Here is a 14,888-nt window from a genome sequence, read left to right as displayed (position 1 = left end):
TCTTGGTAGATGCCGGAGAATCCCTGATTGCGGTGGTGGCTCAGCCCAGCTCCATCTGGGCCTTAGGCTGACGATGGGTTTGCTGTTTCACTAGCTGCATCCGCTGCTCCAACCGCTCGAAGTGGAGCAAATCCTGCTGGTTCAGCCGGGAGACCACGTTGCTGTGGTGGCGTTCAAACACCACCCCTCGCCCCCACTTATCGGTAATGCGCAGCAGGTCGTCGTTGCCCACTTCCAGCTTGAACTGGCCACCCTCCTTATTCCAGGCATTGGCATAGACGTGGCTTTGGAGGAAGTTCCGTACGGTATGCTCGACCCGGCGGGTGCGAGCCGCATAGACGGCTTCCACATCCAGCTTGCCCTGGGGCATAGCGGCCCGGTTGTGGCGCAGGCGGCTCAACTCCTGCCGCTGAAAATCGCTGACCCGCTCGGCTACCGATACCACCTCAATGCCCCGGCCTAGTCCTGTAGACTTGCTCACCCGCACCTGCATCAGTTCTCCCCTCTGATCACGCAGGCTGTAGTCGCCACTGGCTTTGCGGCTGAGGCTGTAGTCCCCGATTTGGTAGAGGGTTTCTCCGGTACGCTCGTGTCCCCGCTGAAAAAGCTCCACCACCGCCCGCGCCATCTGCTGATTACGTCGGTTCTCCAGATGCTGACTGAGCCACTGAGTCACGCGGACATCTAGAGTCTGGCCTTGCCACTGCTCTATCGTCGCCTTCAGCAGGGTCTTAGTCGGACTATCCCCTGACTGTTCCACGGCCTGGTTCAGTACGGTCAATACTGGAGGCGTCGAACCATTCTGGGATAGCTCTGGCAGAGCCGCTTCTGCGGCCACGGCTGGGGAGAGCCGGGTATCCAGTTCCAGGAATGCCGCTCGGTCAACGTCCTGCAACTGGTTGGACACCACTGCCCCATCGCGCATTACCAGAATCACTTGGTCATCCCGACTAACGCTCAGGTGGTGACCACTCTGTTTGATCTGGTAGTCGCCTACAGCGACGGCATCGTAGATAGGTTTCGATTCGTTGAGAGGGTTGATCAGCCGGGCTGCGATCTGAGTCACAGCCTCTGGGTCAACCGTCAGGTCTGGCGATGGAGCGTCAGGGGTTTTCCCGTTCCACCCATTCAGGGCTGGACTGGGAGCAGTAGGTCGAGCTTGTTCAACAGCCTCCCCAATCTGCATCTGAATTTGGTTGACGGTAATGACACCATCCCGTTCTTCACGAAACAGCACAGCACCGCGATCGCGGATCTCAATCGCTGGAACTTTACCCCTGTACACATCTGGATCAACGCCTGGAGTGACTGGCTGCTGAATGGCATCCAAAATCACCTTCAAGCTATTGAGATTCAGCTCTCGCCGAATCGTGCCATCGGCCAGTTGACCATAAACCACCCGTTGCCCCAGCTGAATCCGCAAGTCATCTTGACCCATCGGGGGAAGTGGCAGTGATTGTTTAAATGTCATCGCTAACCGCTGACTGACCTGGGTCAAGGCCATCACCAGCTGCACCTCATCCTCCTGAATCGCCTGGGCTTCTTGGGGACTAATCACAAAGGGATTCATGCCACCCTCCCCTGCACCAGCGCCAGACCACCCAATCGGTCAACCACCACGTCACCGCCGACTTGGAAAAAGGCTAGTTGGTCATCCAGGCGATATTCCACGCAGCCAGGCTCGTAGTCAGTCAGGCAGTCTCTGGAAAAAATCAATTCTCCGTTTACCGCTCGGAGGTAGGGCAAGTCGTCAAACAACACCTCCACTACCTCTGGCACATAGCCAGGGGGTAACGGCGGTAAGGCTTTTGCTTCAGCCAGTGCAGGTAGTTGCTCTGGGTGCTGGCTTAAAAACGACGTGGCCCTTGGGGAAAGTCCCCAAGTTGTTACAGTGTGGTTCATCGTAATGCCTCATCGAATTCGTCTTCGGTAATGTCAGAACTGGCAGATAGCCCTGATAGCGGCTGCCCGCCACCCAGGGGTAGAGGAAACAAGCACTCGGCGATTTCCTTGCGCTTTTGGTTCTCGTCATCTAAATCTGTTAGGGTCTGCTGCTGTTGGCAGCGGGCGATGAGTTTCTGTTGCACCGTGCTGTGCCACAGGGATTCACTCCTGGCTTGAATCGCCTGCTCTGTTTTTGAAATCTTCACCCGCACCCGCAGCGGTACGAACGCCTCGCCCCCGCCTCGGTAGGCCGGGTTGATAAACACACACTCCCCCTGATCCAGCTTCAGGATCTGATCCGCCGTCATCAGCGGCACCCGCTGGCACTGCTCCGAACGACTATTACTGCCGTAGCGACCCTGGCTGCGGGAGCGGGTGTAGATGCGCACGTCCTTTTCGCCCAGGTAGCCCGAGAACTCCTGAGCCGTCTCCCTGTCTTTGGGGTTGAAGAACACCTTGGTACCACAGGCGGCAAATAGTGCCCTGGACAGATCGCGCCCATAGATGTGCTGGAGTTGAGCAAAGTTCTGGTAGCCCAGCAGCGCCACAAACCCGTAGGAGCGAAACTCGTTGATCCACTTGGGTAGATCCGGCAGGTAGAGCGTCGGTAACTCATCGAGGGCGATCACCAGCGGTTCAGATCGAGACCGGGCAAAGTTGCGGGTGACGATCAGGTGGAGGATGGCCGCTAGCAGGGGGCTGACGGCATCGCGCTTTTGGATATCTACCTGCAAAAACAGAATGCGCTTGCCAGTCATATCCAGCGGAATAGTGGTCTTGCCGCAGAAGCTGGACACCAACTGCTTGCCGGTAAACGTTTTGAACGTGCGCTGGGCGGTGGCGACAATCCCCGCAATCTGCTTATCAGCTTCCTCCGAGGCAATCAGCTGGTTAAAACTCTCCATCGTCCAGGGCGGAATCCATCCCGACTCTCCCGCCTGTCGGATGCGCCCTGGCAGGTTGGAAAGGTTCAAGATTTTGTTCGCCATCAGCAGGTCGGGGTAGGGCGTGCGCTTGGCCAGCAGCATCACCGCCTCGACCAGATTCGTACCGGCACTATTGAAAAAGTCGTTATCCCGGTAGCCACCGTCCCGCTGGGTATTCTTTTGCAGCACCGCCGCGAGCTGCGAGGCCATCAGGGCATCGGTTTCATCTTCAAGAAAATCTAGGGGGTTGCAGATGCCGGTGTAGGGCTGACCTGGCGCAAACACATCGACTTGATACCCCTGGCTGGAGGCCCAGGCGGCATGGGCCGCGAGCTGACTGCCTTTGAAATCGTAGACCACGATGGGGAAGCCCTGAGCGATCGCCGAGCGAATCGCCGGATCAATGATGCTGTAGGTTTTCCCCGAGTCCGGTGCTCCGGCTACCACAATACTTTGCTGGGCTTGGGGAATATCGAGATCCCCAGCTTTGAGTGGTACTTTGGCTGGATGCCGCTGCTTTTGCTGCTTGCGCCCCAGAGCTTTCGCCCGTCGCCGTTCGGCGTTACCTGCAAAGCGCCCGGTCGCCAGCTTGTTCTTGTTGGTGCTGTTGCCAAACAGACTCATCCCCACCCACAGCACCACCAGGCCGAGCAGCAGAGTACCCATGCTGGAATCCAAGAAGGGTTGAGCAGTATCCCGTAGGATGCTGAGATCCAGAGGGCTTTGGGGTTGAGAGGAGGTCGTCATGATCCTGCCAAGGTGTCGATTTGCTGAATCTCGTAGGCCTGACCGTTGAAGCCCAAGGTGTATTGCTGCAAGCCTTCGGCACTCAACTGGTTCACCACCAGTCGAGGTAAGCCATGTTCTACGGTTATCGTCGGCTCAATTAGGCTCCGGCCTGGCGGTACGTGGGGATTGAGATAGGTGGCCAGTACCCGCTGAAAGTCAGTGTTCTGGGGAATATAGGCAAAGAAGGCACAGCCAATCGCTCCACAGAGCGGCTGCATTTCCCTTCCTTCAACCCGAGAATCCACCAAGTACAGCGGCTGACGTTGGCCTGCAACCTGCACCTTGCACATCTGCATCTGACCCGGATCGACCGGAAAAGTAGGGCTGAGGTTGTCCTGCATCATCTGACTGAGCAAAGGCAGGGGAGCCACCTCTTGAGCTAAGCGCCAGTCCATCTGAGATGGTCGAGGCCAGAGCCAAATAGCCAGAGCCACAAGCATCACCAGGCTGACCGGAAGGGGTTTGGCACGCAAGACTCGTTTCATCCCTGGTCACCTCCTTGAGCCATACAGCCTTTGGCCTGGGCATAGGCCTGACTTAAGGAAGCCGTTTGAGGAGCGAGAAACACTTGGCCCTGAATGTCAGCCACTGTGCCTTCGACCGGCACTCCTGGGCCTCCGAAATAGTGCTGGCCAATGCGCTCAATCAGGGCGGCATCCGACAGCCCATTTCTTTGAGCTTGTTCAGCAATAGCCTGCAAGGATTCCTTTACCAGATGGGTTTGGGTCGCTGTGGGCAAAAACCGCTCCACCTCATCAGCATTAACCTGAGCCCCAGACTCGACCCGCTTGAGAAACTCCTGCCCTCCGGGTTGAGCCGCAATCATCGCCTTCACCTCCGGCTGATAGCTCATTAGGGGGTATTGGCCTAACCGACGACCGCAGTGGCCTTTAGCATCGCAGCCATAGGGGCCAATGACGGTGGGATAACGGCTGAGGGTAGCGATCGCAGTGGAAAGTGCTCCCAGATCGAGTCCGCTGTTGCCATTCCCACAGGGTTGTAGACCCGGTAGATCAGCGGCTTGTAGTTGCGCTCTTTGTAAAGCTGTCTGGCCCAAGACGCCAGGAGACGCCGATACCATGGGCAGACTCGAAGCCGCCTGACCACCACTTCCACCATCTACAGTGCCTACCATCATAAAATCGGTTTCCCGGTAGGTCATAAACGGCACCGGGCCAATGAAGTAAGGCGTACAACCCAGATCCGGACTCAAGAAGCCCCCCCGCTGACACATGCGAAAGAACAGCGCGGTGCTGACCGTGCCCGAGGACTCATCCACATCCCACAGCGCCACCTTGAACGCATCGCCAAAGGGATGCCGCCCGGTAGGCTCCTGACCGCCATTGACAAACGACAGAAACCCTTCGCCCCCTGGCACCTGCTGCGCCTGTCCCGAAATCCACTGTTTCCCGTGCAGACCTGGAGTACCCGCAAACTCCACATGGGCGCAGGAGTCCGCGCAAGGCACCTGAAACCCCGCCTGCTTACTGCCTGAAATGGTCGTCTGCCGCTGGGTTTCAGCTTGACCATAGACCATATCGATCTGACCAATCGCCCCAGCCCCGGAGAGCGGATTGGGCATCTGATCCAACGGCACCGACGCCAGTCCCGGCACCCCGCCCATGGTGCTATTGCCCCAGTCCCGAAAGTTCTGTAAGGAAATGCCGGTGAGTCCCGGAATATCGGTCAGGGCAAACGAATTGAGCTGACTACCCAGTTGCCCCAGGCTCAGTTGGCCCAGATCTGGAAACTCGGCCAGCAGGTTGGCAATAGATAAGTCATGGCTGCTGAGTCCTTGTAAACTCGACACCGGCAGTACTCCCGAGACCAGAGTATCCAGGGGAGGCACCTGATCTAACCGCAGATTGCCTAACCCCGGAATCGCCGAGACCAAATCCTCAACCCGCTGCCAGTCGACCATCTCCAAAGCGCTCAGGGCCACCTGGCTCAGGTCGATTTGATCCATCTGAGCCAGTGTTTGGAGATTAAATAACTGGGGGTAGAGACTGGTCTGAAAATCACCTAGCTTCAGCACCTCAGCCACCGACTGCCCCGCTTGCCAGATACGAGATGGGTCGTAGCCCAGGCTGCTGACTAGGTCGCCGGGTATGTCAACAGCTCCACCAGACAGTAGCGGCGGCAGGTTAGCAAAAGTTAGCTGCGACCAGTCAGGAACTCGGGCGTACTGCTTATCCCACTGCACGGGTACAGTGGGAATCCAGGGTTCTGTCGCGGCTTGCGAGGCAGGTTTGAACCAGACTAAACCTGCTGTAAGCAGTCCGAGGACTACCAGGCCCAACCATTGAAGGTGTCGTCGAAATCGTTTATTCATGGGTTATCTCCCTTGGGTGAGTCCAGAATCAGATCGGCCTAACTCCACTAGGCGCACCACCAAGGCTTCGGATACCCCGGCAGTTTGCGCGGATTCCCTCAGTGGTCGGCCCAGCCTGAGGTGCTCCAGCAGGGCTTGAATTCGTTCCCAGAGTGGATCTCCAGTTGCCACCAGATTGCGACGCTGAGCTTCGAGCAGCCCTCTCTCGACCCACTGCACCCCGGCAGGGCTAGCGATCTGGGTCGTCAAAATGGCGCTGGCATAGGGTGACGGGGCATCGGGTTGAACCGCCAAAATGCTGTAGGCGGGTGCGCCTGACTGAGGAAAGGCCAGTTGAAAGGTATAGAGGTCGCTATCGGTTACGACCGTCAGCGTGGTCGTCGCTGTGGCAGGTAAACCTGGAAAGGCCAGGGGCTGAATCCGCCGCAGATGGACTACCGTCGCTGCACACTCCCCCGGTGCCGCTACTAATGCGCAGCGAGTATCGTCAAAATTCAGCGTCACCTGAGACGGATCATCGAGCCAGGCGCGATGCACAACCGCGCCTACCGGGCGAAAGTTGAGCGTGACCCCATGACCTGGATGAAGCTCAACGGTGACCGGGGCATGATCACCTCTGGCAGCTCGGTTTGAAATAGTGCGGGTGGCCTGTGCCCAGGCTGGAGTAGAGAGACCTGCCAAAGCCAGGGATAGGATCAGTGTTTTCCAATGTCGAATCATTTTCCTGTTCTCAAATCGGCATCTGCATCGATTGATTGACGAATACCTGCACAGGCCGACCGGCCTCGATATAGGCAATGCGGGGCCGCTGCTCCAACTCCTCAATCGCCCGCTGATTGCGCTCAGTAATGGTGTCGAGAATGGCGTCAGTCCCTCCCTCCAATACCCCGGCCAACACATTCGGAGCCGGATTTTCGCTTGTTACCACAGTTGACCCACTGCCAGTTTCAACCCGAGTATTGGGCCGGGTATAGAGTTCACTGGCCCGACGAATCGAACCCAGGGCAAATTGACCCGCATCCATCGCCGCAATACCGGGGCCAATGTCGTCATAGGCTTCGGCCTGAAGCGGTGTCCCGCCCTGGCCCCGGATCTGGATCACGCCCTGGGGCAGCACCAGTTCGCGAGATTGACCCTGGTCATTCCAGATCGCCTGAGTAGCGGAAAGCTGCACCAGGCCGCTATCAGAAACCGCTTCCACCTGTACCACCAGTTCGCCCCCAGCGGGAATTGCCACTTGGCCCTGGCTATCAACCAGCGGTTCTGAAAGCACGACCAGCAGGTTATTGCCTTCAGCGGTGCTATCCAAGATGACCGGCGTTGCTAGAGAACCGTTGGATTGTGTCCCTGCGACTAGAGAGGCTGGAATTGAGGGCGGTTGAAGAATGCGCTCTTCAGCGGTGGTGAGAATAGCGGGTGGAGACAGTTCCTCCACATCAGCTGTCGCTAGCTCCTCAGGATCGGCTACCCCTTCCAAGTCAGGCACCTCAGCGGTTGAAAATTCAGGGGTTGCCTCCGCTGGTATGGATTCTGGCGGACTGACGGGAGCCGGTGCCGGAGGTAGGGTCGTGGCAGAGGCAAATTGCGCTTGAGCCACAGGCTCGGGCACTGAGGCAGGTTCAGCGGACTCCTCGGGCAGGGGCAAGCTTCCGTAGCTTCCCACCTGAGCCAGCTGTTGCCAGCGCTCTACCAGATCAACCGCAGGAGCCGCCGCTGAGGTTGGGGCCGCAGGAACTGCTGACGGGCGAGAAACCACAGGGGTCGCTGTCGCCGCTGGTTGTAGGCGAGGCGTTGGGGCGGGATAGCTGACGGCTGGGGAGGCTGGTCTTGCTGAAATAGTGGGTGGAGGAGCTGATGCGACGGGTTGAGACGTTGGTCTAGGTGGCGTTGCCACCGACGTGGGTGGTGAAGGTGTTGGTGTCGTAGTCGGACGAGGCGGTGCGCCTGAGGTTGTCGTCTGTACCGCCCCCTGATCTTCCAACGCCATCTGGGCTTTGAGGGCAGCAATCTCTGCTCTAGCCTGCTCCAGTTCAGCTTCCACCGTCTGAGGCTGGGCTTCCGTTGGATTGGCTTCTGGCAGAGTTGTCGTCGTACCGGGCGTATCGCCCTGACGGCTGCCTGCAATGAAGACGCCTGCCAAAGCAAAGACCGGCACCAGGGCCGAACCAATCAACACCAGCTTCGGCACTGGCAGCTTCCAGAAGGGACGCTCAGACTGCACGGGCTCTGAGAACGCTTCCTCAGCCACCAGCGGTTCTGCGAGATCGGGTGCGCCCATCATCTCGCGCAGAGTATCCAGGTTAGGTTCTGGGAGGGGACTCATCGGCTCACGTCCTCTGGTTGAATAGGTTGAATCGCTTCAATCTGCACCCCGCTCTCCAACAGGCGGTAGGCCACCGCCTGGTACTCTGACGCATCGGGAATCAGGGGTTTATCGGTGGGTTCAACGGCTCGCACCGTGATGCGTCGGTTAAAATTCAGGGTTGTCCCAGCGGGGTTAGCAGCTTCAAACACCACTCGGGTGGCCACCAGATCCACCTGCCAGCGGCCCTCGCCAATCGCTTGGGGTGGGGAGATGTGCTGGGGAATCAAGACCGCTGACACCTGCCCGTCGAAGACACCCTCAGGAATCACTTCGGTAGCCAGCGTTTGCAGAAAGGCATCGCGGAAGTCGGGGGCCAGCAGAAACGAGGCTTCCCAGGCAGCTTTAGACACCCGATCGCGCCCGGCAACTTTAACCCCTTCATCAACAGCTTTCTCCCCCTCCCCCGGCAGCTTGCCCCAGGTGAAGGTCATCATTGCCCAGGTCGAGACCACCTGACGAATCACCTCGGGTTCCCGGTGGCGGTAGTCGGCAGGGCGCACCGAGAAGGCACGACCATCCACCTGCTGTACCAAAGTCGGCGGCTTCTGGTTGGCCAGCCGCGATACGGATACCGCCAGCCACAAAAGAGACAACGCGAAAACAATCACCCCCACCGACAGCCCAGCAAAGGCCAGGGGCAGAATATCGCTGGAATGGATACGAGGTCGTTTCACCTTACGGCTAAATTCAAGCAGTTCCATCACTTACCTCGGAATGGGAATTGCAGAGGTGCCGACCGCAATCAGTCGGGTCACCCCACCAGAAACACCGCGAAAGACCGCCATCCCAGCCCCTCCAGCAATGGCCAGGGCAAGCACCGGAGCCAGGATGGAGATTAGCAGCAAAAAACCAAAGTCGCTGGAGGTCTGGGCATCGGCGGCTACGACCACCGTGGCCGCCAGACCGACGATGACGTTGTAGGAAAACTTGGCCATGCCCAGACTGAAAAAGCCCACCAGCCATGACCACAACGGACGACCCTGAAGCGGCACAACAGAACCCGCGACCGCGATGGGACCAATCAACCCAGTCAGCAGCATCGCCATTTCCAACAGATTGGCAAAGGCCCACTGCCAGCCCTTGAGAAACTGCTCCGCCAGCGCTTGGCTGCTGGTTTGCAGCACAGTTCCCACCAGAATGTCGGCCAGGGGATTGCCTCCAACGGGCGCTTCGCCAGATTGGTAGACCTGCTCCACCTGCTGGCTGATCTGCTGCACTCGACTCCACAGTCGTTGTAGGCCTGCACTCCAAAACCCTCGGGAACGGTATTCTTCTTCCAGCCGCTGCTGAGCACGTTCCCCGGCACGGATGAAACAGTCCACCTGGGCTTGCCCGGTTTGGGCATCGCAGGCGGCATATTCTTGCTGAATCACGGCCTTAGCCTGTTGAGACAGAATCACATCGTTGAGAGCTTCCAGCATTGACACCTCGCCTACCTGCACCTGGAGCACCGTTTGGGTTTGAGCGTTGATCAGGTTGCGGATACCGAGGGTAGCGGAACCTAGCAAAGCGCCATTGTTGAAGAGCAGCACAGCGATGGTCAGCACCCAGAGCACATTGGGTAGGGCCGGGAAAATGCCTCGCTCGATGGCCTCTTTCACCCAGCCCACGGCAAAGAAGAGGAAGGCACCCACCAGAATGATCGAGGCAAACTGGTTGATGCCCAGATACAGGCCGCTGCTGCTGGCGAAGATATCTTGCCAACGGGCATCCCAGGCCTGCTGCACCGCTTCCAGTTGCTGCACGCTGTCGTCAATGATGCCGACGCCGCCTGTGACTTGGGCCAGGGGGACGATACTTGATGGTAGGAGAGCGTTGAGCATGGCTCGTTAGTTTCCAGACGTGTCAGTACCTAGGGCACCGGGGATATAGATCGGAGCTTGGGCGGAGCCGGAGATCGAAATCTGCCGCTCCACCCGTTCGCGGCGGTTGGTTTCATCAATGCCTTCGCTGGTATTGGCGGCGAGCTGGGTGAGCATCCCCTGAAGCTGGTGGAGCTGTGTCAGCGTCGTATTGTTTTCGGCGGTGAGCTGGGTCTGTTCATGGAGCAGGGCTGCCACGGACGCCTGAATCTGAGCATTTTGCTTCATCACGTCTTGGGTGACGTTCATGCTTTGGGCTTCTTCGGCCATGGACTGCGCCTGCTGGGTGCGGGCCTGACTCCCTTCTAAAAGAGCCGTGGTCTGTTCAGCTTGATTGGATAATCGAGTTTGGCCCTGATCGCCCAGCCAGGGCGAGGCCATTGAGCGGGCAACCTCCTGGTCGTATCGGTTGGCTAGCTCGCGCTGTTGGGTGGTGGGGTCAGTACCGAGGATGCTTTGGATGGGAACAGCGTCTTCCATCCGTACTCGGCTAGGGTCGGGCAGGTTGCTGCCCAAGGCTGTTTTCAGCGCTTCCCACTGGTCGCCTAGAACGGACTGCAAGGTTTCTTCGGCCAGGGCTGTGGTTTCCTCGATTTGGGCCAGGATGTCTTCTAAAGGATTGGACAGGTTTTCTGTTGCCCAGTCTTGCCACTGCTGGCCCCAGCCGCCGGGTTGGAGGGAAGCACGAGCCGTGCTGATGCCGAGTAGGCCGAGGCTGAGGCTGGTGCCGAGGATACAGCGATAGCGAATTGGTTGGCGTTTTGATTGAGTTGTCATGATGACCTCCGAGATGTTGAAGATTGAGGTTGATGACCGTTGGGAGCTGGCTCAGCCGCTGAATGAATTAGTTCAAACTGAGAGGTGGCGGGCGCAATGGTGTCGAGGGACTGGCCACTGTGCAGCGCCTGAACGTAGGCCTTAGCAAAAGCGGCATACCCGGCAAATTTGTTGGGGTGCTGGGATAACACCCGCTGGCGTGCTCGCTGTTCTTTGGGGTTATTGGCGACAGCTCCTAGCAACTCGCGAGAAGGATAGTGGGCGCAGGGGGTAAGCCTGGCATCGGCATCGAGCAGCCAGTGAGAACAGAGCCGACCGGGGCTGATGCGGAAAGATTCTTCGGTGTTAGGCCGCAGCAAACTCGGGTCGTAGCCAAAGAGCCGCTGGTAGGAGGGTAGGGCGTTGGGCTGGATGGCTCCTACCAACCGAGTATTGAGGTTTTGCAGAATCTGCGACCCGGCGACAGATTGAGCAATGGTGTCAGGGTCTTGGCCGATAATCAGGGGCCGAATGCCGGATTTGGCTCCGTTGGCGCAGACCTGGCCGATGATCTGGGCGATGCCGTTGTACTTGAACAGAATGGGACTCTCATCAATGGCCAGCAGGGAGTCGGAAACTTCCAGCGCGCGGCGGAAGGCCATGGATTGGGCGGAGAGGGCCAGTACCGCCGCTTCGATGTTGTCGCCGACGTTGCGGAGAGCAAAGACGGTGAGTTGAGCATCGGTGCGAATGGTGGAAGGCTGGGAGATGGCTTTGCCCACCCGGCTGGAGAGCCAGCCCCGCAGTTCCAGCAGGATGGTAGCGACAGCTTCGTTCAAGAGAGCAGATTCCACCTCCAGATCCAGGTTGGCGACGGTCTCGACAAAATCGGACAAGGTCGGCATCTGCTGCCAATCAGGACTGCCGAATCCCGATTCAAACGCGACATCATAGCGGGTCAGGATCTGCGGGGTTTCAAAAAAGGTGGATAGCGCTTGCCAGAGCACGGTGTGAACCCGCTTGCCCAATTGGTTGTCGGTCTCGGTGCCCATCACCATGGTGTCGAGGGCTTTAACCAGAAACTCTTTGTAGTCGTCCAGGCGCTCTTGGCATTGGGTGCCCGGCAGATTACGCAGGTCGGGGATTTGAAACAGGTTGTTACTCTCAGAGCCGATGTCGAAATAAGCGCCCTGGTCGCCGAAGAACTTGACCAGGTCGGTGTAAGTGGTGGTGCCATCGGGTTTGGGGTAGTCCAACGAGATAACGTTCATGCCGTTGGCGATCGCCCACACAAAGATCTCCGCCGCCAGCACCGACTTCCCACTGCGAGTCTCCCCGAAGATCAGCATCCCCCGGTGTTGGTTGACGAAGTCCAAATAGACCGGCATCTGACCGTCGCGGGTGATCAGCTCAATGCCCCGGTTGTCGATGGTGCGGGGACAAGCCACCGGCATCAGCCCAGGGGCTTCGTTGGTCAGGTACATCTGTCTACGGCCATCGTCGATCAGGCGATCGCCCACGATGGGCAGTGACCTGAGCCATAATTGCCAGGCAATCTCGGTTTCTCGGATAAAATCGCCCTGGTGAAAGGTGTTGGTGAGCTTTTGGCAGGCTTCAGCCAACGACTCTGGACTATCCCGATGCAGCAGCACCAGGCCGCTGATCCAAATGGGAAGCGCTCCTTCGTAGATCCGTTCTTGAGCTTCCACCCCCTGCTTCATCCGCATTTGAGAGGCCACATCCACATCCCGCAGCAGGTTGGCGCGGAAGGTAGCGGTGACACTTTGTTTGGTCAGCCTTTGCAGGGTGACGCGGGTCATCATGCGATCCGCTGCGGCCAGTTCGCAGACGCATTCGCAGTCCGGGAATTGAGCCAGGGCTTGCCACAGGTAATAGAGCTGGTGCTCGGGAGTGGTGAATCCGGCAGGCTTGGATTCCAGCACCACGGCTCCCACGAATTTGCCTTTCACCTGCACCCACTGACGGTCTGCTTTGGGATGGCTGGGTTGTCCGTTCTCACCGCGAATCAGGCGAGATGTGGCGTGCAGCGGATCGTGGATCAGTTCGCTGAGCTTCGCATCACTCAGCTCCAAACACTGGGGTACCGGTGGCAGAGAGGTGGAATTGAACTGAGCCCAGAGATACTGCCACAAGTCCTCGGTTCCCATCGGGGTGACCTGAAGACCCATGCGGGCATTGAGCTGCTGCTCCCAGTGCAGATAGCCATCAGTAAAGCCTTGGGTCAGAAGCTGCACATAGGACTGCTGCTGGTTCTGCTCCTTCAATCCTTTAAAGGTGTCGTACTGGGCGACCACCCAGGCCAGTAATTTTTCAACATGGTCGGCACTTTGCTCTTGACCCGACCCGATGGGGTAGGTAGCAAACAGGTAAAGCTGCTTTGGCTGTCGTTGTTTCTCGGTGGTGAGGTCGCGGGTGGCGCGTTGCTGGGCTAGCAGTAGGAACTGGCTTTCTAGGGTGCTGGTGGTCTGAATCAGGGTTTCGAGGGACTGTTGGCGATCATTGTCCTCCGCAAACGACCGCCAGTGAATGCGCAAACGGTCTCCGGGGCGAAACCCCTTCAACCCATCCTCCAGTCGCTTCAACGTGGGTTCTGCCTGCCCCGGTTGCAGTTGGGTATGAATGCCCCGACTGCGAAAACCAAACACCAGGCTGTACTGCCGCTGGTACTTGAGCAAGTAAGCCCCTACGTTGCGCCCGCGCAAGTTCAGGCGGCAGAGACATTCCAGGTGCGATTCATCTTCAAAGGGGCGAAAGCGGTAGCGTTGCGTTCCAAGCCTTGGTTTACTCATGGTGGTTGGATAAATGACGCTGATAGGGCACATGGCCCCGTTTCCAGTCGGGCACGGGCACAAACTTGTGGGTAAAGAGCCAGGTCTTTTCGCCGACCACTACCCACCAGGTGGAAATGCCCCAGGTGCTGAGCAGCAAAAATGGGACAAAGCCCAGGCCGAGTAAGACTTCAATCAAGATGTAGAAACCGACGAAGATGCCGCCCGAGGGGGCGAGCAGGTTAGCTGGGATGGGGCCAAGAGAAGGTTGTCGGCCCAGGCTCGGGTTAACCGGGCAGTACAGGCGCGAGTCATCGCTCATCTCAGGCTCCAAAGAACAATCGGCTCAGACCCTCGACAATAACGACGGCAGCAATGATGATGAAGGCGTTTTGCAGTAGCGGTTGCCACTGTTCGCCCCGTTGCGCTTGGTAGACAGCGAAGAACACAAAGCCTACGGCTGATACCCACACCACCAGGCGCAGGATGCCAAACATGAAGCTGATGATGTCGCCATCTAGGTATTGCCCAAAGATATTCTGGGCTTCACCTTCGACGGTGTCGAAAAGCTGGGCCATAGCCGGGTTGGCGTGGCTGGTAATGCTGATGAATAGCAAGATTCCGGTGGCTAGGCCCAGCAGCGTCCAGCCGCTGAGGCCACGAAATTTGAAGCGGGCAAGTTGATCTCCAGCTCTAGAAAGAGTCTTACGGCTGCGCTGAAATAGAGGCAGTAGATGCCCCAGGCGGTTAGATACAAGATTCATATCTCCTACTCCAAGAGATTGAGGACGTAGGTAGATTGCTCCCTGAACAGATTGAGTAGGACGATTGCGGCTACGGGTAACAGGTCGTTGGTCTCGCCACCCCAGGATCAAGCGCGGAACTTTATCAGGAACTCAAGATTAGTGACTCAATCTTTATCGTACTTTCGTATTCAAAGTACTACTTAGTCATACTGAATGAGCTAACTCGGAAAGTAAAGCAGCCCTTAAGATTTGTTTACATTCTTGTAATGCGAGCTTGACCATGAGTAGCTTCAAGGGCTTCAAGGACGAGGCTTTGGCAAGTTAAACCGGGGGTTGGCTTGTAAATCGCAGTCGGCAGGAGTATGACAAATCCTTGATT

The 14,888-nt window shown here is 57.8% G+C and carries 13 protein-coding genes; all 13 read right to left on the bottom strand.

The annotated features are described in order from the left end of the window. Window positions 1-40 precede the first annotated feature (40 nt). From H6F59_RS24385 to H6F59_RS24325, 13 genes are read right to left on the bottom strand one after another with little or no spacing between them, the layout of a single operon-like run. Window positions 41-1,570, bottom strand: a complete 1,530-nt coding sequence (locus H6F59_RS24385) for a hypothetical protein (RefSeq protein WP_190707061.1) — start codon at window positions 1,568-1,570, stop codon at window positions 41-43. Beyond that, window positions 1,567-1,902, bottom strand: coding sequence for a hypothetical protein (locus tag H6F59_RS24380; protein WP_190707058.1), 336 nt, complete (start codon window positions 1,900-1,902; stop codon window positions 1,567-1,569). The genes H6F59_RS24385 and H6F59_RS24380 overlap by 4 nt, the downstream gene beginning before the upstream one ends. Continuing rightward, window positions 1,899-3,617: a type IV secretory system conjugative DNA transfer family protein gene (locus H6F59_RS24375; protein WP_190707055.1), complete on the bottom strand. Its 1,719-nt coding sequence runs from the start codon at window positions 3,615-3,617 to the stop codon at window positions 1,899-1,901. The genes H6F59_RS24380 and H6F59_RS24375 overlap by 4 nt, the downstream gene beginning before the upstream one ends. Further along, window positions 3,614-4,144 carry a hypothetical protein gene (locus H6F59_RS24370; protein WP_190707052.1) on the bottom strand — a complete coding sequence of 177 codons (531 nt, stop codon included), beginning with the start codon at window positions 4,142-4,144 and terminating at the stop codon, window positions 3,614-3,616. Before H6F59_RS24370 ends, H6F59_RS24375 begins: the two co-directional genes overlap by 4 nt. Next, a complete protein-coding gene (locus tag H6F59_RS24365) occupies window positions 4,141-5,991 on the bottom strand; it encodes a hypothetical protein (RefSeq protein ID WP_190707048.1) in 1,851 nt (616 codons plus the stop codon). Before H6F59_RS24365 ends, H6F59_RS24370 begins: the two co-directional genes overlap by 4 nt. 3 nt (window positions 5,992-5,994) lie before the next feature. Further along, the gene (locus tag H6F59_RS24360; protein WP_190707045.1) at window positions 5,995-6,711 is read right to left on the bottom strand and encodes a hypothetical protein; all 717 of its coding nucleotides are present in this window, start codon (window positions 6,709-6,711) and stop codon (window positions 5,995-5,997) included. Window positions 6,712-6,721: 10 nt separating this feature from the next. After that, entirely contained in the window at window positions 6,722-8,314 is a 1,593-nt protein-coding gene (locus H6F59_RS24355) for a TrbI/VirB10 family protein (protein ID WP_190707040.1), read from the bottom strand. Then, on the bottom strand, window positions 8,311-9,057 hold the full coding sequence (locus tag H6F59_RS24350; protein WP_190707037.1) for a hypothetical protein: 747 nt from the start codon (window positions 9,055-9,057) through the stop codon (window positions 8,311-8,313). The genes H6F59_RS24355 and H6F59_RS24350 overlap by 4 nt, the downstream gene beginning before the upstream one ends. Window positions 9,058-9,060: 3 nt before the next feature. Then, the gene (locus tag H6F59_RS24345; protein WP_190707034.1) at window positions 9,061-10,179 is read right to left on the bottom strand and encodes a hypothetical protein; all 1,119 of its coding nucleotides are present in this window, start codon (window positions 10,177-10,179) and stop codon (window positions 9,061-9,063) included. Window positions 10,180-10,185: 6 nt separating this feature from the next. Then, entirely contained in the window at window positions 10,186-10,995 is an 810-nt protein-coding gene (locus H6F59_RS24340; RefSeq protein WP_190707030.1) for a hypothetical protein, read from the bottom strand. Next, entirely contained in the window at window positions 10,992-13,784 is a 2,793-nt protein-coding gene (locus H6F59_RS24335; RefSeq protein ID WP_190707027.1) for a hypothetical protein, read from the bottom strand. The genes H6F59_RS24340 and H6F59_RS24335 overlap by 4 nt, the downstream gene beginning before the upstream one ends. Continuing rightward, a complete protein-coding gene (locus tag H6F59_RS24330; RefSeq protein ID WP_190707025.1) occupies window positions 13,777-14,085 on the bottom strand; it encodes a hypothetical protein in 309 nt (102 codons plus the stop codon). Before H6F59_RS24330 ends, H6F59_RS24335 begins: the two co-directional genes overlap by 8 nt. Before the next feature lies 1 nt (window position 14,086). After that, window positions 14,087-14,527: a hypothetical protein gene (locus tag H6F59_RS24325; RefSeq protein WP_190707022.1), complete on the bottom strand. Its 441-nt coding sequence runs from the start codon at window positions 14,525-14,527 to the stop codon at window positions 14,087-14,089. Between the last annotated feature and the right edge of the window lie 361 nt (window positions 14,528-14,888).

This window comes from Nodosilinea sp. FACHB-141 (assembly GCF_014696135.1).
GTDB lineage: Bacteria > Cyanobacteriota > Cyanobacteriia > Phormidesmidales > Phormidesmidaceae > Nodosilinea.
This window is presented reverse-complemented; position numbering and strand designations above follow the sequence as displayed.